At 48.6% G+C, this 18830-nt stretch carries 19 protein-coding genes and 1 tRNA gene; 8 read left to right on the top strand and 12 right to left on the bottom strand.

The features are described 5' to 3' along the window. Positions 1-16 precede the first annotated feature (16 nt). On the bottom strand, positions 17-793 hold the full coding sequence (locus QM657_RS05340) for a basic amino acid ABC transporter substrate-binding protein (RefSeq protein WP_415065535.1): 777 nt from the start codon (positions 791-793) through the stop codon (positions 17-19). A gap of 208 nt (positions 794-1001) precedes the next feature. Here QM657_RS05340 and QM657_RS05345 point away from each other — a divergent pair, with 208 nt between their 5' ends. Continuing rightward, a complete protein-coding gene (locus QM657_RS05345; RefSeq protein ID WP_415065536.1) occupies positions 1002-1757 on the top strand; it encodes a hypothetical protein in 756 nt (251 codons plus the stop codon). Positions 1758-1776: 19 nt separating this feature from the next. Here the strand turns inward: QM657_RS05345 and QM657_RS05350 are convergent, their stop codons facing one another. Together QM657_RS05350 and QM657_RS05355 are read right to left on the bottom strand one after the other, a co-directional pair. Further along, positions 1777-2502, bottom strand: coding sequence for an N-acetylmuramoyl-L-alanine amidase family protein (locus QM657_RS05350; RefSeq protein ID WP_415065537.1), 726 nt, complete (start codon positions 2500-2502; stop codon positions 1777-1779). Between the two features lie 72 nt (positions 2503-2574). Then, complete coding sequence (locus QM657_RS05355; RefSeq protein ID WP_415065538.1) at positions 2575-2796, bottom strand: HPr family phosphocarrier protein; 222 nt, start codon at positions 2794-2796, stop codon at positions 2575-2577. A 205-nt stretch (positions 2797-3001) separates the two neighbouring features. On the opposite strand from QM657_RS05355, the gene QM657_RS05360 reads away from it, so the two are divergent. From QM657_RS05360 to QM657_RS05390, 7 genes are all read left to right on the top strand, one after another. Continuing rightward, positions 3002-3089 (top strand) — tRNA-Ser (locus tag QM657_RS05360). A gap of 153 nt (positions 3090-3242) precedes the next feature. Next, positions 3243-4451 (top strand): DUF3810 domain-containing protein, encoded by a 1209-nt coding sequence (locus tag QM657_RS05365; RefSeq protein WP_415065539.1) that lies wholly within the window; start codon positions 3243-3245, stop codon positions 4449-4451. Positions 4452-4490: 39 nt separating this feature from the next. Continuing rightward, a complete protein-coding gene (locus QM657_RS05370) occupies positions 4491-5018 on the top strand; it encodes a GNAT family N-acetyltransferase (RefSeq protein WP_415065541.1) in 528 nt (175 codons plus the stop codon). 137 nt (positions 5019-5155) lie between these two features. Then, positions 5156-5524 (top strand): metalloregulator ArsR/SmtB family transcription factor, encoded by a 369-nt coding sequence (locus QM657_RS05375; RefSeq protein WP_333649279.1) that lies wholly within the window; start codon positions 5156-5158, stop codon positions 5522-5524. A 96-nt stretch (positions 5525-5620) separates the two neighbouring features. Then, entirely contained in the window at positions 5621-5806 is a 186-nt protein-coding gene (locus QM657_RS05380) for a hypothetical protein (protein ID WP_415065542.1), read from the top strand. 62 nt (positions 5807-5868) lie between these two features. Continuing rightward, positions 5869-6096, top strand: coding sequence for a heavy-metal-associated domain-containing protein (locus QM657_RS05385; RefSeq protein WP_415065544.1), 228 nt, complete (start codon positions 5869-5871; stop codon positions 6094-6096). A gap of 22 nt (positions 6097-6118) precedes the next feature. Next, entirely contained in the window at positions 6119-8473 is a 2355-nt protein-coding gene (locus tag QM657_RS05390) for a heavy metal translocating P-type ATPase (protein ID WP_415065546.1), read from the top strand. Positions 8474-8548: 75 nt separating this feature from the next. On the opposite strand, the gene QM657_RS05395 is transcribed toward QM657_RS05390, so the two are convergent. The 9 genes from QM657_RS05395 to QM657_RS05435 all read right to left on the bottom strand — a co-directional run bounded on the left by QM657_RS05395 (position 8549) and on the right by QM657_RS05435 (position 18614). Next, the gene (locus QM657_RS05395) at positions 8549-9793 is read right to left on the bottom strand and encodes a nitrogenase component 1 (RefSeq protein ID WP_415065547.1); all 1245 of its coding nucleotides are present in this window, start codon (positions 9791-9793) and stop codon (positions 8549-8551) included. Beyond that, the gene (locus QM657_RS05400) at positions 9774-11072 is read right to left on the bottom strand and encodes a nitrogenase component 1 (RefSeq protein ID WP_415065549.1); all 1299 of its coding nucleotides are present in this window, start codon (positions 11070-11072) and stop codon (positions 9774-9776) included. Before QM657_RS05400 ends, QM657_RS05395 begins: the two co-directional genes overlap by 20 nt. Continuing rightward, entirely contained in the window at positions 11069-11824 is a 756-nt protein-coding gene (locus QM657_RS05405; protein ID WP_415065551.1) for an AAA family ATPase, read from the bottom strand. The genes QM657_RS05400 and QM657_RS05405 overlap by 4 nt, the downstream gene beginning before the upstream one ends. Further along, the gene (locus QM657_RS05410; protein WP_415065552.1) at positions 11824-12648 is read right to left on the bottom strand and encodes an ABC transporter ATP-binding protein; all 825 of its coding nucleotides are present in this window, start codon (positions 12646-12648) and stop codon (positions 11824-11826) included. Before QM657_RS05410 ends, QM657_RS05405 begins: the two co-directional genes overlap by 1 nt. Before the next feature lie 16 nt (positions 12649-12664). Further along, on the bottom strand, positions 12665-13705 hold the full coding sequence (locus QM657_RS05415; protein ID WP_415065553.1) for a FecCD family ABC transporter permease: 1041 nt from the start codon (positions 13703-13705) through the stop codon (positions 12665-12667). Then, a complete protein-coding gene (locus QM657_RS05420) occupies positions 13705-14757 on the bottom strand; it encodes a FecCD family ABC transporter permease (RefSeq protein WP_415065554.1) in 1053 nt (350 codons plus the stop codon). Before QM657_RS05420 ends, QM657_RS05415 begins: the two co-directional genes overlap by 1 nt. A 9-nt stretch (positions 14758-14766) precedes the next feature. Continuing rightward, positions 14767-16536, bottom strand: a complete 1770-nt coding sequence (locus tag QM657_RS05425; RefSeq protein ID WP_415065555.1) for an ABC transporter ATP-binding protein — start codon at positions 16534-16536, stop codon at positions 14767-14769. 91 nt (positions 16537-16627) lie between these two features. Continuing rightward, positions 16628-17656, bottom strand: coding sequence for an ABC transporter substrate-binding protein (locus QM657_RS05430; RefSeq protein WP_415065557.1), 1029 nt, complete (start codon positions 17654-17656; stop codon positions 16628-16630). 127 nt (positions 17657-17783) lie between these two features. After that, entirely contained in the window at positions 17784-18614 is an 831-nt protein-coding gene (locus tag QM657_RS05435; RefSeq protein WP_415065558.1) for a helix-turn-helix transcriptional regulator, read from the bottom strand. Positions 18615-18830: the final 216 nt, after the last annotated feature.

Raw genomic sequence — 18830 nt, forward strand, 5'->3', positions numbered from 1 at the left:
GCACTCTTCCTTTTTCTTATTCTGCGGTGATGTATTTATCTACGATCTTCTGTAATTCACCGGATTCCTTTAACTCTTTGATAGCAGTGTTAAATTTATCCACTAATTCTGTATTGCCCTTCTTGATGGCAATGGCGTATTCTTCTTCTGTAAATGCCTCGTCTAAAATCTTTAAGCCTGCATTTTCCTTTACAAATACTTTTGCCGGTTCACGGTCAATGATAACTGCGTCGATCTTTCCCTGAGTGAGGGACATAACAGCTTCCATTCCCTTATTAAAACGCTGGATATCTCCATTTTCAATGTCATCTGCATAAATATCTCCGGTAGTTCCTGTCTGAACACCAATCTTCTTGCCTGTCAAGTCATCAGGAGAAGCGATGGCGCTGTCTTCTTTTACGATGATAACCTGGGCAGCTTCTGCATAAGTATCAGTAAAATCCACGTTTTTCTTACGGTCTTCATTAACGGTCATACCTGCTGCTGCAAAATCAGCCTTGCCGGACTGGATAGCCGGAATCAGAGAATCAAAAGCCATGTCCTGAATTTCCAGTTCCATACCTAATTTGTCTGCAATAGCTCTTGCGATATCTGCATCAATTCCTACGATTTCGTTGTTATCACGGAACTCATACGGCGGGAACTCTGCATTGGTTACCATGATCAGCTTTCCGCCTGCTGCTTCTGTTCCTGCTGCTGCAGTTGTCTCTGTCTTTGTCTGAGAACCGCCGCAGGCAGTCACCAATGCTGCCATACAAACAGCCGCTGCGATTGTAATTACACTCTTTTTCATAATGTTTCCTCCTCGATATATGCACAAACTTGCATAATTATAAAACATGTGTCAGTTATACATTATATAGTATTTTCAAAATTAATCAAGTACCTGTGTAAATAAGATTCTTATTTTTTAGGAGATTTGTATTTATATTGCATGTTTTCAGGCAATCCTATATACTATGGTTTAACCGGATACAAAGCGAAAATGAAGGTAATGGTTTATGAAAGATATTCTTGTAAAAATGGCCTGGCCCATGGAAGCTCCGTCACCCTATTCTCTTTTTCATATTTTGTTCCTTGTAACAGGGCTTTTGTTTGTGGTTTTTCTGGCTCATTATACAGCAGGAAAAGTAAAAGATGACAAGCTTCCCAGCCTGTTCTTTTTCTGCGGCCTTTTTCTGACGGCCTCTGAGGTCTGGAAGCAGCTTTTTTTATTTTACGTGGTGAATAACCAGACGTATAACTGGTGGTACTTTCCATTTCAGCTATGCAGCCTGCCCATGTACTTCTGTCTGGCTCTCCCTGCCTTTTCTTCCCCTAAAAAAAGAAAGGTCCTTTACACATTTATGCAGGACTTTAATCTTCTGGGAGGTGTCATGGCTCTGGCGGAGCCGTCAGGTTTGTTTCACGGCTACTGGTTTTTGACCCTTCACGGGCTGATCTGGCATCTGCTGCTAATCTTTATCGGGCTTGTCATCGCATTTTCCCGCCTTGCGGATTCTTCCCTTATGGGGTTTGTTAAAATACTGCCTCTGTTTGCCGCCTGCTGTATCATTGCTTCTATTATAAATGTGACTGCAAGGCCATTGGGACAGGCGGACATGTTTTATATTTCCCCCTATTATCCCTCTGCCCAGATCATCTTTCATGAGATCGCGCTGAAATACGGAATCCATGTTGGAAATGCCGTTTATCTGTCTGCCACCTGCCTGGGCGGCTTTTTATTTCATCTTCTGTTCAGCCGTTCAAAAACATGACGGAAAGAAACCGGCAATTTTAATCCTGCTGTTTTCTTTCCGTCTTTACATCCTTTAAAAACTGTTTCCATTCATCCTCATGGGCTACATAATACCGCGGACAGTCCTTTCCCGTTGCATCGTAATGGCGGATGACATCCCTTTCCGTCAATCCCATATTATTACAAAGCCAGGCGGTCAGTTTTACCAGGGAATCATACGTTTCCTCATTGAATTTCCCTGTTTCATCAGGGTGGCAGCATTCGATGGAAACCGTATTGGTGTTCTTTTCCTTTGATGTGGAGTAAGCCACTTCATAGATAGGAATTCCCTGCAAAATCTCTCCCTCTAAGCCGATGATGAAATGGCTGCTGGCTGAGATTTTCTTAATCCCTGACTGGTCTTTTAGGTTGTTGAAATAGTTCATGTTCTGTTTGGCCGTAGTTCCGGGATTGGCTACGTAGTGAATGACAATTTCATTGACCTTGTCCATTTCTGTGCCGGGCCTTGAGTAGGGATTGATCTGGAGAAAATCTGCTTCTATCCACTCCGGCATCCGGATTTCTTTTAAATATATGTAATCCCTGTTAAATAACAGGTTCATAAGCCACAATACGCCCGCCAATACGGCAGTCAGCACAAGAATTGCGGCTCCTGTGAAAAGTGTACGCTTCCTTTTCTGTTTTCTCTTGTTCTTTTTCCGCCGGATTCTGGCCCGGCGGCGGCGTTCCAGCTCGTCCAAGCCTTCTTTTTTCCTTTGGTCCATATGCAAAACTCCTGGTTTTCTCTTTTCCTGCGTTTATACTGTTTCTTTCAGACACTCCCCATCTGCTCCGGCTTAAGCTGCATGGCTTACCAGTTCTTCAGGGAGGGCATCTGCGCTGTGGCACACGATCTTTACCTGCTTTCCAATTCCAATGCTCATAACGCCCATCAGTGACTTTCCGTCAATCACCGTCTGCCCGCAAATAACCTCAATGCTGAAATCACACCGTTCCGCCCTTATGACAAATTCCACCAGCTCTTCTACTGTGGAAAATGTATGTTCCATATGCCTCATCTCTACCCCTCCTTTTCCCCCTTATTTAAGTATTTTATCTCTTTTTTCAACGAAAAGATATAGATTTTTTCTTACAAATATAGGTATTTTATAGATATTTCTATTGTTTACAATATTTTGAAGGGGTAAACAGGAAAAAACAAATTTTTCGCAAAACTACTACACAAAAATGGGTTTATCATGTATAATCTTATTGCAATCTGATGGAGACGTATCGAAGTGGTCATAACGAGCCTGACTCGAAATCAGGTTGTCGGGCAACCGGCACGTGGGTTCAAATCCCACCGTCTCCGTTTAAAAAAGACATATTTTCCGCCAGCAGGAAGATATGTCTTTTTTATCATAAGCAATTGGATACTTACCGATATAACCGTACTTGTGTCTGCCGATGAACCGGGATTTCATATTCTGAGAAAAATACACGAATCAGAGGAAAGAGAGGCCATATGGAATTCAAATATGATACTTCGCCGCAAAGGTGCGTCATGGCGCCGGAATTGAAGATCCAGTCCGCAGCGTCAAAAAGTTTATTGCGCCGCATCTGGCTTTATATCCTGCTTGCCCTGCCGCCGGCTGTCCTGATGGCCCTATATTACATACTCAATGACAGAAAACATATCATGGATTGGGTTCTGGCAAACATTTCCCTTCCATATCGTGACATGGCTGCACAGATCACCGCTTTCGGTCCGTTTCAATACTTTTCTGTGGCAGAAATGCTGATCACATTTCTCATACTGTGGGCGCTGTACTTCATTGTGAAATCAATCATTATTTTAAAAAGAAGTTCCAACAGGCTGTTAAATCTCGGACACAGATTTTATATCATTGCCGTTATTGCACTGTACATAGTGGCTGCACATTTTTGGATGTGGGACTCAGGATATCACAGCACAAGCCTTGCGGAAAAAACAGATCTTGACTCCGGCGGCATCACAACAGAGCAGCTTACAGAAGTCACAAGGTATTTCGCAGAAAAAGCCAATGAGCTGTCCTCTCACGTAAAACGCGATGCAGACAACCGCTTTCATGAGAGCCGGCAAACCTGTTTTACCCCCGGCAAAGACCTCTATACGAATATTGTGAAGGAATTTCCCGCACTGGAGGGCAGCAATTCTGTCCCGAAAGCAATGATGTACTCAAAACTTATGAGTGCCAGTGGATTTTCAGGTATTTACATCGCTCTGACCGGTGAAATGAATATCAACATCGACATACCGGCCCCTTTCATCCCTGTAACAATTGCACATGAAATGTCACACCAGCGGGGTGTCAACTCCGAGGCAGAAGCCAATTTCGCCTCCATTGCCGCCTGCATCACATCAGACAATCCCATATATGAGTATTCAGGGTATCTGCTTGGCCTCATTTATCTCACAAACGACTTGAGTAAGGCCGATCCCCACGCCTATGGCCAGATTACATCAACATTTAATGAGAATGTCACTCAGGACTGGAATGAAAACAACGATTACTGGAACAGCCGCGAAACTCCCGCCACGGAAGCGGTCACGACAATGTATGACTCTTACTTAAAGTCAAATGGCGTCGCTGCCGGTGTCCGTTCCTATAATGACTGCGTCGTCATGCTGGTATCCTGGATTCAAAACAGCGGCCGCAGCCGGAGCGGATTTTATGTGGAAAAAAGAGTGTAATACCAATTAAAAGCAACACGTTAAACGGAGAATAAAGACATGAATATCATACGAAAAGCGAAACAAAAAGACATAGACGCAGTATCACTGATTTTTGAACATATTATTGATGAAGAGGAAAAGTCTAACTGTACCGTAGGCTGGCAAAGAGGTGTGTATCCCACCAGGGATACAGCTATGGCAGCACTTGAAAATGACGATTTATTTGTGATGGAAGAAGACGGAGAGGTTATGGCCGCAATGCGCCTGAACAAGGAACAGGTTCCTGTGTATAAGAACTGCCAGTGGGAATATCCTGCAAATGATGATCAGGTGATGGTAATGCATACCCTTGTGGTGGAACCTTCGGTGAAAAAGCATGGTTACGGAAGAAAAATGGTGAGTTTCTATGAGAACTATGCAAGGGAAAACAATTGCCCTTACTTAAGAATTGACACGAATGCTTTGAATACCCGCGCACGGGAATTGTATAAACGCTGCGGATATAAAGAAATCGGAATTGTCCCCTGTGTTTTCAACGGCATATCCGGAGTAAATCTGGTGTGCATTGAAAAAAAGCTGGATTGATGGCAGAATTCACCTATTCCAGAGAATTTTTTTCCTCAATGATAACAGTTTTTATTAAATCCCATTGACATAATAAAAACAACAGCATATAATAGTTGAAAGGCGATACAACTATTCAACTTATGTGAGGTGATTTTATGGGAACATATGAACCCGATATTGACAGGTGTGATTGCAGCACAATACACGAAGAGGTTGTAAATGATGTCCGCGAGCACATGCCGGATGAGGATACCCTGCTTGATTTAGCTGATATATTCAAAGTGTTCAGTGACTCAACACGGGTGAAAATACTCTGTGCATTGTTTCGGGCTGAGATGTGTGTCTGTGATATCGCCGTTCTTTTAGGAGCGACCAAGTCTTCCATTTCCCATCAGTTAAGGATTTTAAAACAATCAAAGCTGGTGAAGTACCGGAAAGACGGCCGTGTTGTTTACTATTCTCTCGCAGACGAACATGTTAAGTGTATTTTCGACCAGGGACTGATTCATGTCTGTGAAAAATAAGGGTGTTGCAGAATGTAAAAATTCAAAATCATTTTGCAGCTCCCTCAAGTAACATATACTGGTTTTATTTTGATGATAAAAAGGAGGGATTTACTTATGCAGTCCGCTATTTTTTCAGTTTTAGGGCTTTTGACCGGTCTCGCTGTCGCCGGATCAGGAATTTACTATTGGCAAAAGGAAAAGCATGATCAGGAATCTGTAAAAATATATCGTGCGATTACGGTAATTGGAGCAGTCATCACCGTTGGCCTGGCAGTAAAAATTGGAGTTTCAGGGCTCTGATTATTTTTTTCGCAAATTAGTTGAATAGTTGTACAATCATATATCAAAAGGAGATAATTACTATGGCTGCTATAAAGAAACAATTTGTTCTGGAAGGGCTGTGCTGCGGAAACTGTGCAGCTAAAATTCAAAATGATATCCACCTGCTGGAGGGCATAAAACATGCAGAGGTCAATGCTGATACCGCTGTCCTGTCCGTTGAATTTGATGCGGACGCAGAAACCCTGAGCAAAGAAATTACCCGTATCGCCATATCACATGACGAAGACATTATAGTAAAAGAGGCTTAAAAGAAAGTGACGGTGACCGGTTATGGATACTGCTATTAAAAAAGAATACGTGTTAGAAGGACTTTGCTGCGGCAACTGTGCAGCTAAAATCGAAAGGGATGTGAATAAGCTGGACGGCGTTTCTTCAGCCAATGTCGATTTTATGTCAAAAACTCTGACTATGGAGATTACAGCCGGTGATGCGGTAAACAGTTTGGCTGCTCAGGCTGATGCAATTGTAAAACGGCACGATTCCCAGGTTGTGATGATTGAAAAGGAAACAATACAGCCTGGCCAGAAGGTCTTGTTTTTACTCGGATTATGCTGCGGTGACTGCGCTCAGAAAATTGAAGCCCAGGTCAACCGCATTGACGGTGTCAAAATGGCTGCGCTGGATTTCGTTTCCCAAAAGCTGACCATTGAGGCGTCAGACAGCAGAAATCTTCCTTCCATCGTGCGCCAGGCTTCCCAAATCGCCAGGGATATTGAACCAGCCATTCAGATCTCCTATACCAATCAAAAGCCTGTTGATTCAGACAAGTCCGCTGATATGAGAAAATGGGTCCACCGCTTCAGTCTCGGTACAGGCGCTGCATTATTCATCGCCGGCACTCTGTTTGATTTTCAGCAGCCCATGGGTTTCATTGTATTTCTGATCAGCTACCTTCTGGTAGGCGGGGAAGTCGTTTTAAGGGCGTTAAAAAACATCTCCAAAGGGCAGGTGTTTGACGAAAACTTTTTGATGAGTGTTGCCACCATCGGCGCTTTTGCCATCGGGGAATACCCGGAAGGCGTAGCGGTCATGCTCTTTTATCAGGTCGGAGAGGCATTTCAGCGCCTGGCAGTCAACCGTTCCCGTAAATCCATTTCCGCTTTGATGGATATCCGACCTGACTTTGCCAACTTAAAAGTCGGCAGTGAAATCCGGAAAGTCACACCAGAGGAGGTGGGCATCGGGGACTTTATCGTTGTAAAGCCAGGAGAAAAGATACCGCTGGATGGACGCATTATAGAGGGCGTTTCCGCTCTGGATACTTCCGCTCTCACCGGAGAATCCCTGCCCAGGGACGTGGAACCGGGAAATGAAGTGTTGTCCGGCTCCATCAATAAAAACGGCGTTTTGACCGTTGAGGTTTCCAGGGAATTTGGGGAGTCCACAATTTCGAAGATTTTGGACCTCGTTCAGAATGCCAGCAGCAAAAAGGCGCCTACGGAGAACTTTATCACAAAGTTTGCCAGATATTATACTCCTGTTGTCACCTTTGCCGCCCTCGCACTTGCGGTGATACCGCCGCTTGTGATTCCGGGAGCCGTTTTCAGCGACTGGATTTACCGGGCACTGGCCTTCCTGGTTGTATCCTGTCCTTGTGCGCTGGTCATCTCCATTCCGCTCAGCTTTTTCGGCGGAATTGGCGGGGCTTCAAAGAATGGAATTTTGGTCAAGGGAAGCAACTATCTGGAAGCGTTAAACAATGTGGATACCATTGTTTTTGACAAAACAGGAACATTGACCAGGGGAATTTTCAAGGTGACTTCGGTTGCGGGAGCAAACAGTTGGTCCAAACAGGAGCTGTTATCCTATGCGGCCCATGCCGAAAGCTTCTCCAATCACCCAATCGCTTTATCGATTCAAAAGGAATACGGTCAGGAAATTGATTCACAAAGGCTGACGGAGCAGAAGGAAATTCCCGGCTTGGGAATCAAGGTAAAAATTGACGGCAAAACTGTATTGGCCGGGAACGGAAAATTAATGGATTCCGAGCGTATCAGTTGGACACCTGCGGATGCATTGGGCAGCATTGTATATCTGGCTGTTGACGGAACGTTTGCCGGGCATATCGTCATCTCTGATGAATTAAAGCCTGACAGCAAGAAGGCCATTTCTGACTTGAAAAAGCTTGGCGTAAACCGGACCGCCATGCTGACAGGCGACAGCAGGGCCGTGGGGGAAGCCATTGCCGCAGAAATCGGGCTGGATGCCGTATATACAGAGCTGCTTCCGCACCAGAAAGTCGAGCAACTGGAGCTGCTGGATAAAAACAGAAAAGGAAAAGGCAAGCTTGTCTTTGTCGGCGACGGAATCAATGATGCACCTGTTCTGGCAAGGGCGGATATCGGCATTGCCATGGGCGCCCTGGGTTCTGATGCTGCTATTGAAGCGGCTGATGTGGTTTTGATGACCGATGAGCCTTCCAAGATCGTTTCCGCTATCCAGGTAGCACGCAAGACCCGGTCCATTGTCTGGCAGAATATTATTTTTGCGATGGGGGTCAAGATTATCGTTCTGATTCTCGCTGCCGGAGGTATGGCGACCATGTGGGAAGCTGTTTTCGGAGATGTGGGTGTGACAGTCATTGCCATTTTAAATGCTATGAGGGCGATGAAAACAATGAAATAAAGACGGTTGACCGGCCAAAAAAATAACCCCAGGGGAGCTTTAAATGCTCTCCTGGGGTTTTTTAAAAGGGAAACTTTAATCTTCATCATCCTCCTGCTCCAGCGCCGCATTGATCCACAGATCCATCAGGTGCAGTGCGCCCCGAAAGCCAACAAAGGGAGGGACATAAGGATTCAACCGCCGCTTTGTATCGGGATTGGCAATTTGCAGCGACATGTTCCGATCTGCCCATGCCAGGGCCTCACCGCTGGCCATCAAAAGTCCCTTTTTTTGAGACTGAATTGCCTGTATCCACTGATCTTCTGTAAAATACGGAACTTCATCACCTGCCATGTCTGGGCTTTCACACCAGCAATAGCCTTTGGGCAGGACCAGCTCTTTGCAGCCAAAGTCAAGTATGCCCCGTACCACATCGGCGTGTGCACCGATAGACAGCCGGATTTCTTCGGTATGTTCCTGTTTTAAATGCCGGATCAGGGGCTGCATATCCGAAAGCAGTTTTTTCCCTTCCCTGAGCTGGCCGTCCATAAAATCACGGTCCGCGGAGATTTTCAGGATTTTGGCTGCCTCTTCTATCCACTGGGCCGTTCCATCAATGCCATAAGGCCGTCCCATCAGGTACGGGGTGCCAAACCGCTTTTGTAAGTCCAAGGCAGCAGGCCCTCCTTCGCGCCGGAGAACCAGGTTGATATGGGCACCGCCCATATTCTCAATATCCTGCACCGATGTATCCGAAGTAAGTATGCACAAAGGCTTCATGCCGAAAGCCCCCTGCATGATGCGGAGAATCTCACCAGCATCGGCCTGAAACCGGAACAAGTCGGCGCAGGAGCCAATCACATTAAAGGTTGGCTGAGGCGTTTTATCCGTATCCCTGGGCAGTGCCTGTACCAGCCTCAGAAGGGCTTCCTGCACGCCCCGGTGCTGGGTTACTTCAAAGCCGCCTTGCCCAAAGGTCAGGAAGAGGGTATCGGGATATTCCCGCTGCAGCGCTTTCGCTTCTGCCCGCAGGTCTGTCCCGATCACCTCAGGGATAGAGGATGGAAGAAGGAAAATCACGCGGGGATTGTCGCGCTCTACCACATGGGCAACGGTGTGGGCCAGCTTGTCCATGCCGCCCAGGGCAATGTCCGTTTCATCTATGTGGGTGGAGTACCGCTTGCAGGCACCCCGGACTCCGGTGTTCTCCAGCGTCACACCGCTGTACATCATATGTCCCATGCAGCCGAATTCCACCACCGCTGCGTCCCGAATGGAAGAAAGCGTCCACAAAATCCCCATGCGCCCCGAAGGAAGCGGTTTAAACCGATGCAGTCCCATAAACGTCACCTCCTTTCCCGGATATTCCGGATTTGTCCACTACCTCCATGGTCTGTTCCAAAAGCTCTATAGTCAGTCCGTAGCCTGCTTTTCCGTATAACTGATGCATGTTCTCCATATTGGGAATGGTTTCGCTCCCAGGCCGCAGATAGCCGAAGCAGATGTCCGGAGCCAGCCTTTCAAGAATGGGATATTCTGCGGGGAGGTTTACCATCCGGCAGATATAGGGGGCATGCCCCAGGGCAAGAAGAGCCTTTGCGTGTCCCTTATCCTCAGGATAAAATTCATCCATATGCAAAAGCAGCGGCTCCATGCCAAATCCCGCCAGATAACCGGCCAGGGCAAGGGGCATTCCAACTCTTAAAGAAGCAATATAACGCAGTCCGTTCAGCCTGCCCGCCGCCTTTTCTTCCAGAGAAAGGGCTCTTTCCCGTTCCTCATCGAATTCATTGCCCCAGGTGAAGCCGAACTGTTTCGCAATTTCCCCATAAGTCCTGTCAATAGCCTCAACGGAAAAGAGTGTGTGCAGAGAAATAAACGGCACCCTAAATTCCCGCTCCATCCGGACTGCCAGGGGCTGTGTATAGGGGGAAACCACCAGATTCATTGCAGCATCGGGGGCGCTTTGAAAATCTGTGAGAGAAGCCCCCGGCGCAAGATAACGAAGGGACACCCCCCTGCGCTCCAGTTCCGGAAACAGGGATGGCATGGGAATGTGCTTTTCCCTGGGGCTGCGCCCTAATACATTGATTTGCACAGGATTTGTTTGCTGCGGCTTCATCAGTGAAGCCAGCGCTTCCATGGTCTTCCAGTAACCGGGAGGGTAGCTGAAATTTTTAAACTGTCCCAGCATCACATGGGTGACAGGGGCGGAAAGCTCCGGCTGCACCTCCTGGATCACGCTTTCCATATCCTCTCCGATCAGCTCCGGAATGCAGGTGGCGATCAAAAGGATGGCCTTTGCTCCGTCCTGATCCATCTTCCTGAGGGCATCCATCACCCCTGCCCGGCAGCCAAACACCACCTCATGCTGATCCAGCACATAAAGCCAGTGCAGTTCGCCATCCTTTCCCTCCGGTTTGGGATTAAACAGCCGCACATGGGTGGTGCATTCAGGCATGCCCACCAACAGGGATGAAAGTCCCCGGATGTCCTTTGCCGTCAGAGCCGCCATGCGCATGGGACAGTGGCAGCCAGGGGAAACAGCAGGGGATAAAAATTTGATTGCAGTGTTTGATTTCACCGCAGATAACTTTTTTAAATGCTGCAATTCCTTCATGACCCTTCACTTCCTTCCAACAGCAGCTTTGCCAGTGCCTTGTAACAGTCTGCCATCTCAGAATCGGGAAACGCCTCCACAACGGTTTTTCCCTCAGCTTCTGCCTGCTGCACCAATGGATTCCGGGGCAGACGGTAGATGATGTCGGTTTCGATCTCCGCTGCGGCCTTGTCCACCAGTTCATTTTCTCCCTCAAAATTCTTGGCATTGAGAATCAGCCCCCGCAGGGAAGCATAGCCCCGCTTGCCAAAGCTCTTGACAGCGTGAGAGATATTGGAGGCGGCGTAAAGAGACATCATTTCTCCGGAAGTCACAATACACACCTCATCGGCGTACCCGCCCCGGATGGGCATGGCAAAGCCGCCGCATACCACGTCGCCCAGCACATCGTACAGCACCACATCAGGCTGATAGACTTCGTAGGCATCCAGTTCCTCCAGCTTTTCAAAGGCAGTGATGATGCCCCGCCCTGCACATCCCACACCGGGAACAGGCCCGCCTGATTCCACACACAGTACGCCTGTTGTACTTTTGACCACCAGATCCGTGAGTTCCGCGTCGCCGTTTTCCCGCAGGGTATCCAACACGGTAGGGATATTTTTACCGCCTGTCAGGTTTCGCGTGGAATCTGCTTTGGGATCGCATCCAATCTGCATGACAGTCAGCCCCATTGCTGCCATTGCCGCTGATACATTTGATACGGTGGTAGACTTACCGATGCCGCCTTTGCCGTAAATCGCTATTTTTTTCATCAACATGCCTCCTCACAATTGTCTCCAGTTTTGCGCATTTGGGGAATAAGGTCATAAGAAACACAGGTGGGGCGTCCTGTGCGCGGTTCCTTCACAATTTCGGCATCAATGTGGAACGTTTCTTTCAGCACCTGGGGAATCATCACTTCTTCCGGAGTGCCGTGCCTGATGATATTCCCGCACCGGATGGCTATCATGTAATCGGAAAAACGGGCAGCCAGATTTAAGTCATGGAGCACCATAATAATCGTGCAGCCCTGCTCCCGGTTCAGGCGGTAAAGAAGCTCCAGCACCTCAAGCTGATAGGCAAGGTCTAAGTAAGTGGTCGGCTCATCCAGTAAAATCAGGTCTGTCTGCTGGGCAAGAGCCATGGCAATCCACACCCGCTGCCGCTGACCGCCGGAGAGATTGTCCACTGCGGCGGTTTCCAGCTCCGTCAGTCTGGTGACTTCCAGCGCCCACTGGATGATTTCCTTATCCTCAGATTTTAGCCTGCCAAATCCCCGCTGATGAGGAAACCGGCCATAGGCCACCAGCTCTCCCACAGTCAGTCCGGCCGGAGCCTGGGGAGACTGAGGCAGAATCGCCATCTTCTGTGCCACTTCCTTTGTCGTCAGCCGGTGAATGTCGTCGCCGTTTAAGTACACCACCCCATTCCTGGGCTTGAGGATTCGGCCCACCGCCTTTAATACCGTGGACTTTCCGCAGCCGTTTGGCCCGATGATGGACGTTATTTTCCCCTGGGGAATTTGCATATCCAATCCGTCTACCACAAGCTTTTCCTCATAGGCGACGGTTAAGTTCTCTGTTGCAATGCTGTTCATAGTTCTCTTCCTTTCATTACTGCCTGTTCTTTGCCAGAAGATACAGGAAATACGGTGCGCCGATAATCGCTACCATTATGCCGGTGGGGATTTCGGAGGGCTGCACGATCACACGTGCGACGGTGTCAGCAGCGGATACCAGTACCGCCCCTGTCAGGGTGCAGACTGGCAGAAGGACCCCATGCTTTGGTCCCACCAGACGCCTTGCCAGATGGGGGGCAATTAACCCTACAAAGCTGATGCTGCCGCTGACTGCCACACAGGAGGCTGCCAGGGCAACGGAAGCAGCAAGAAGTCGCCGCCGCTCTTTTTCTACAGAGGCGCCCAGGCTGTACGCCACATGATCGCCCAGATTCAGCACATCCAGGATACGGGCTTTATAGAGCACATAGGGAATCAGTAATATAAGCCAGGGCAGTAAGGCCAGCACAAACTTCCAGTTGCTGCCCCAAATGCTGCCCGCCTGCCACGCAGCCACAAAGTCAAACTGGGTTTCGTCCAGCCTGACCACCAGTAAGGTGGTCAGTGCGGAAATTCCCGATTGGACTGCCACGCCGGTCAATATCAGGCGCATGGGGGCAATTCCCTCACCTCTTTTGAAAGTCAGCCCATAAATCAGCACCGCAGTAACTCCTGCCCCTGCCAGGGCCAGGAAAGGCAAAGTGAACACTGAAAGAAAGGACTGGGTTCCAAAGAACATCACATACAGGATGACCATCAGTCCGGCTCCGGCGTTAATGCCTAAGAGTCCTGGGTCAGCCAGGGCATTTCTGGAAATGCCCTGGATAATGCAGCCGGACAGAGCCAGCCCTGCACCCACAAGAACGGACACTGCGATGCGGGGCAGACGGAAATCGAACAGTATCAAATTTTCCTTATCCGTACCGCCTCCAAACAGTGTGCGCAGGGTATCCAGCGGAGAGAGCTTCGTATAGCCGGTATTCATGCTGATGATGAAGGATATGATGAGCAGCACCGCGCATCCGATCACAACGGTTGTGTTGCGAATGGCAATCTTTCGCCTATATGCTTCATTTTTCTTTTGCAGCTCTGTCATTACAATGCCCTCCTCTGCTTACGGGATAGATACAAAAAGAAGGGTACGCCCACGAGGGCAGTCAGTACGCCGATGGGTGTTTCAAAGGGCGGGTTTACCATCCTGGCACCCAAGTCCGCCGCTACCATGAGCAAAGCGCCCAGCACAGCCGAGGAAGGGATGATCAAACGGTAATCCACGCCCACGAGATACCGGGCCAGGTGGGGAACCATAAGGCCGACAAATCCCACTGCCCCTATAACGGACACCGCAGCTCCGGCCAGAATCAGCACAATGAAAGAACAGAGTGCATTGACGGCGGCAGTATTCAGGCCCAGCCCCTTTGCCACATCCTCTCCCAGACTGAGAAGGGATATGGAACGGGACAAGGCAAACGCTCCCAGCAAAGCGGCAATGATCCACGGAGACATGATTTTAATCTGCTCCCAGTTGGAACCCGCTACACCCCCTGTAGTCCAGAACATAATACTCTGTGCCACATGGAAGTAAAGGGCGATGCCTTGACTGAGTGCTGCCAGCAGCGAACTGACCGCTGCGCCCGCCAGAACAAGGCGCATGGGTGCAGCCCCTCCCCTGCCCATGGATGCGATGCCGTTCACCAGCGCCGCTCCCAATGCCGCTCCTAAAAAGGAAAACAGAATCACATTCATATAACCAAGCCCCGGAAAGAAAGCAAAGCAAATGGCCAGGGCAAATCCGGCTCCTGCATTGAGGCCTAAAAGTCCGGAATCCGCCATGGGGTTGCGTGTCGTCCCCTGCATAATGGCCCCGGACACGGCAAAAGCAGCACCTACAAGAGCACTGGCAATGACGCGGGGCAGGCGCAAATCAATCACAATGAGGTGATGGGTGCTTGATCCGTCAAAGTGAAACAAAGCGTCCCACACCGTCTCAAGGGGTACGCCCGCTGCGCCGTTTGCAATGGAAAATGCCATGAGAAGGATCAAAGCCCCGCTGCCTATGACGATGATAAGCCATGCCGCCCAGGCACGTCCTTTCGTCCGTTCTTTTATATCCTGAACCCTGTTTTCCGGTTCGTTTTGTATTTTCATGTTCTTCTATTACCTCCTTGCTGTCCAGGCTCCTGCCTGGGCCATATGTAAACGGCGGTATATTCCGCCCGACTGCAGCAGTTCCTCATGGCTTCCCTCTTCCGCTATCCCCTCCTCCGTCAGCACAATAATGCGGTCAGCATTTCGGATCGTTGCCAGCCGGTGAGCGATAATAAGGGTTGTGCGGCCTTTGGAAAGCTCGGTCAGGGATTTCTGTATTGCTGCCTCGGTTTCCGTGTCCAAAGAGGAAGTTGCTTCATCGAGAATGAGGATGGGCGGGTTCTTGAGAAACATCCGGGCAATGCTCATGCGCTGCTTTTGTCCCCCGGAGAGCTTTACACCTCTCTCCCCGATGACGGTATCCAGGCCATCCGGCTGTTCCCGGATAAAGTCATCAAGCCGGGCCCGCCTTGCTGCCTCCCAGATTTCCGGTTCCGTGGCATCCAGTCTGCCGAACTGAATATTTTCCCGGATTGTGCCAGCAAACAGAAATACCTCCTGCTGCACCACACCGATCTGCCGGCGCAGGGACTGGAGTGTCATCTTTTTAATATCGATCCCGTCGATGCTGATGCGCCCGGCATCCGCTTCGTAAAACCGGGGCAGCAGACTGCACAGGGTGGTTTTTCCTGAACCGGAAGTCCCCACAAAAGCAACCGTTTCCCCGGCTCTGACCGACAGGCTGATCCCCTTTAGCACGTGACGGTTTTCGTCATAGCCAAAGGTGACGGCTTCGTACTCGATATCACCCTTTAGAGAACATACTTCCACAGCTTGCGGGGCGTCTTTGATTTCCGGTTCCGTGTCCATGATTTCAGCAAAGTTCTGAAATCCCGCCATTCCGTTGGGAAACCGGACAGAAAAAGCCGCCAGCATTTGAATGGGCATAACCATAACGTTGGCCAGAAGGATAAAGCTGAACAGCTCACCGCGGCTCATGCCTCCATTCAAAGTAAACCAGCTTCCGCCGAGCAAAGCAGCAACAGGCAGCAGGTTGAGAAAAATATAGGTTACGGCTTCATTCCGTGCGGTATATTTAAACCCCTGGATTTTGGCCTCACAGAACCTTTCATTGTCTTTTAAGAACAGCTTTTGCTGATACTGTTCATTTGCAAAAGCCTGCACCACCCGGATGCCGCCGATTCCATCCTCCAGCCGGGACATAAAGCCCCCAATAGCACCAAACATCCGCCTCCTGGCTGCCACCAGTTTCTTCATAAAGGAAATATTGACGGCAAGCAGCACCAGAACAAAGGCACTCATCAAAAGGGCAAGCTGCCAGTTCGCCCGGAACATGAGGAACATGGACCCGATCAGAGTGAAAACCGCAATCAGGAAGTGCTCCGGGCCGTAATGGGCCATGTTCCCCACATCCAGAAGATCGTTGGAGATGCGGGAGGCGAGCTGCCCGGTCTTGTTGTTATCGAAAAACCGGAAAGAGAGCTTTTGCAGATGGGTATACAGTTCGGTGCGCAAATCAGTTTCAATGTACAGTCCCAGCCTCTCCCCCCAGTAACCTACAATATATTTGAGGACAGTGTTGACGAGATACACTCCTGCAAGCGCTGTACAGGCAGACAAAATCAGAATCCAGTCCCCGGTGGGCAAAAGCCTGTCCACGATACGGCTTACCGTAAACGGAAACAGCAGCCCCAGCAGAGCCGCCGTCACTGCGCAGAATAAGTCCAGAAAAAACAACCCTTTGTAGGGGCGGTAATACCGCAGGAAGCGTTTTAAGTTTTTCATCATAGCCTGTTTTATTCCTCTCTTATGAATCATAAAGTAATTCCGGCAATAAGAAACCAGGCACAGGCCCACGTTGCCGGCTGCACCTGGTTTTCATTTAAACTCTTATACCGGTCAATACCCCTTACTCAGTCAGGCTGTCAACCACGAACTTCACTCCGAACTTTGTGCCTATAGGAGCATTAAAACCGAATATGGAACGGTCAATCTTATAAACACGGTTATTTTTTACCGCATCCATATTTTTCCATACGGCATTCTCTTCCAGTTGGGTTATGTACTGCGCCGCATCTCCGTCCACATTGTCGGCTATGATAAATAAGTGATCCGGTTTATAATCAACCGCAACCGTTTCTAAGGAAAGAGGCTGGGAATAGTCGGTCAGCTTTGTATATGCTTCCGGCGCTGTTAAACCGAGACCGCCTTCATTTACACCATTGTATACTGTTTGAAGCTGGGTTACAGGATAGGGAAATAACTGCTTTCCCGTCACGGCAAGGAATATCACCGTTTCATTTTTATCCCTAAACTGACTTAAGCTTTCCGCTCCGTCAGCCACGGTTTTTTCGACTCCGCTGATGATTTCATCAACCTTATCTTCTTCCCCGAAAATCTTTGCAAACTCATTGACGCCATACTTCCAGTCAGCATTTATCTGGGTATGATCTAAAACAATTGCAGGTGCGATCTGAGAAAGCTGCGGGTAAACTTCTTCCTGGAGCTTTGTCATAATAATCAGGTCAGGAGCCAGGGAGAGTATTTTCTCAAAATTCAGGGAGTTGGCCGGGCCAATATCTTCCGGCTTATTGACTGCCAGAAACTCTTCAAAGGCTGATAAGTGATGAAACCTGCTTTCTGCGGCAGCTACAGCCAAGGGTGATAGACCGAACGTATAGAAATAATCAGGGAACATTGCGTGGAAAGTCGAAATGACTTTTTCAGGTTTGCTTTCAATCACCACTTCATTGCCGAGAGCATCCACATACGTCCGCGGCCATTGGGCTTCTGTTTCGCTCCTTGATTCCGGTGCAGAGGTTTCTGCAGCAGCCGGGGCGGTTGTCCCGTTATTTTCGGCAGGTGTTCCTGCGCAGCCCGCCAGCAGGCCTGCACAAGCCAATAACAAAGCGGATACTTCTATAAATTTTTTCATCATTCATTCCTCCAATATGGCATCAGTTAGTTTCATTTAACTCGACTTAGTATAGCAAAACCAAAATCATATTGAAATGGAATAATGACCTGAATGGCATGGAATTTTGTCCGTCATCTCATCCTTTTATTCAATCTGCGCTGCGGGCCATGCGGTCCCGGAATTCCGACGGGGATATGCCGGACAGCTTTTTAAAAGCTTTGCTGAAATAGAGGCTGTCGGAATAGCCCACGCATTCGGCCACCTGCCTGATGGGGCAGGAAGAAGTACACAGCAGCTCCTTTGCTTTGAGTATTCTGCATTCAATTAAATAATTGCTGGGCGTCATGCCCACATGGCGTTCAAACAACGCGGCGAGCCTCCGTCTGTCCAAGCCAAAACGGGATGCTGTCTGGGAGATGGTAATTGGCTCCGCATGATTTTGCCGGATATACTCCATGATCTGTTCTACCAGTTTGCTGCCGCTGTCGGCGCACTGCCTCTTTGCCGAATCAAGGCACTCCCCTAAAAGGTTTGTAAACAGTAACTTTGTTTTGAACAATGCAAAGGCTCCCGGCGTGGATTGGCTCAGCAAAAGCTGTTGAATCAAATCCGGAATTTTCACATTTTCACCTATTACGAAAGAAAAGTGCTTTTGAAAAAGCGGTAAACGGTTTATCTCATTTTCAGGAATGTGATAATGGATGACAGCCAGCCTCCACGGTTTATCATCCGATCCCTTTATGCTCACTCTCATATTGGGTCCGGCATGTACCACCACACCCGGCTGAATCGTGTATTCCGTTCCATCTAAGGTAAAACAAACACTTCCTATAAGAGGAATCACCAGTCCCCCGCAAAAAGGGTTGGTTCTTCTGTCAATGCTTCTGTTGTTAAACTCTCTGTATTCAAAAAACATCCCTGCAAATGCGGTGTCTGCCTTCGCGTAATAATCTATGATCTGATTGATATCGGTTTCCATAATTTCACCCTTTTGCTACCATAACGTCATGGTTATCTGACATTGCCTTACAGCAATGGTCCGGCACTGAAGCCATATAAGTTAGTCTTTTCTAACCTTTGTTATGATATCATAATTCTATGGATTTTTCAAGAATAAACAACGATACCTTCTCCATCCGCACCGTTTCATAAAGCCGGGCGAAGGGCCGCGAAAGCAAGCCGTCCCCGGCATAAG

The sequence above is a fragment of the Lacrimispora sp. genome, from assembly GCF_047605665.1.
GTDB lineage: Bacteria > Bacillota > Clostridia > Lachnospirales > Lachnospiraceae > Lacrimispora.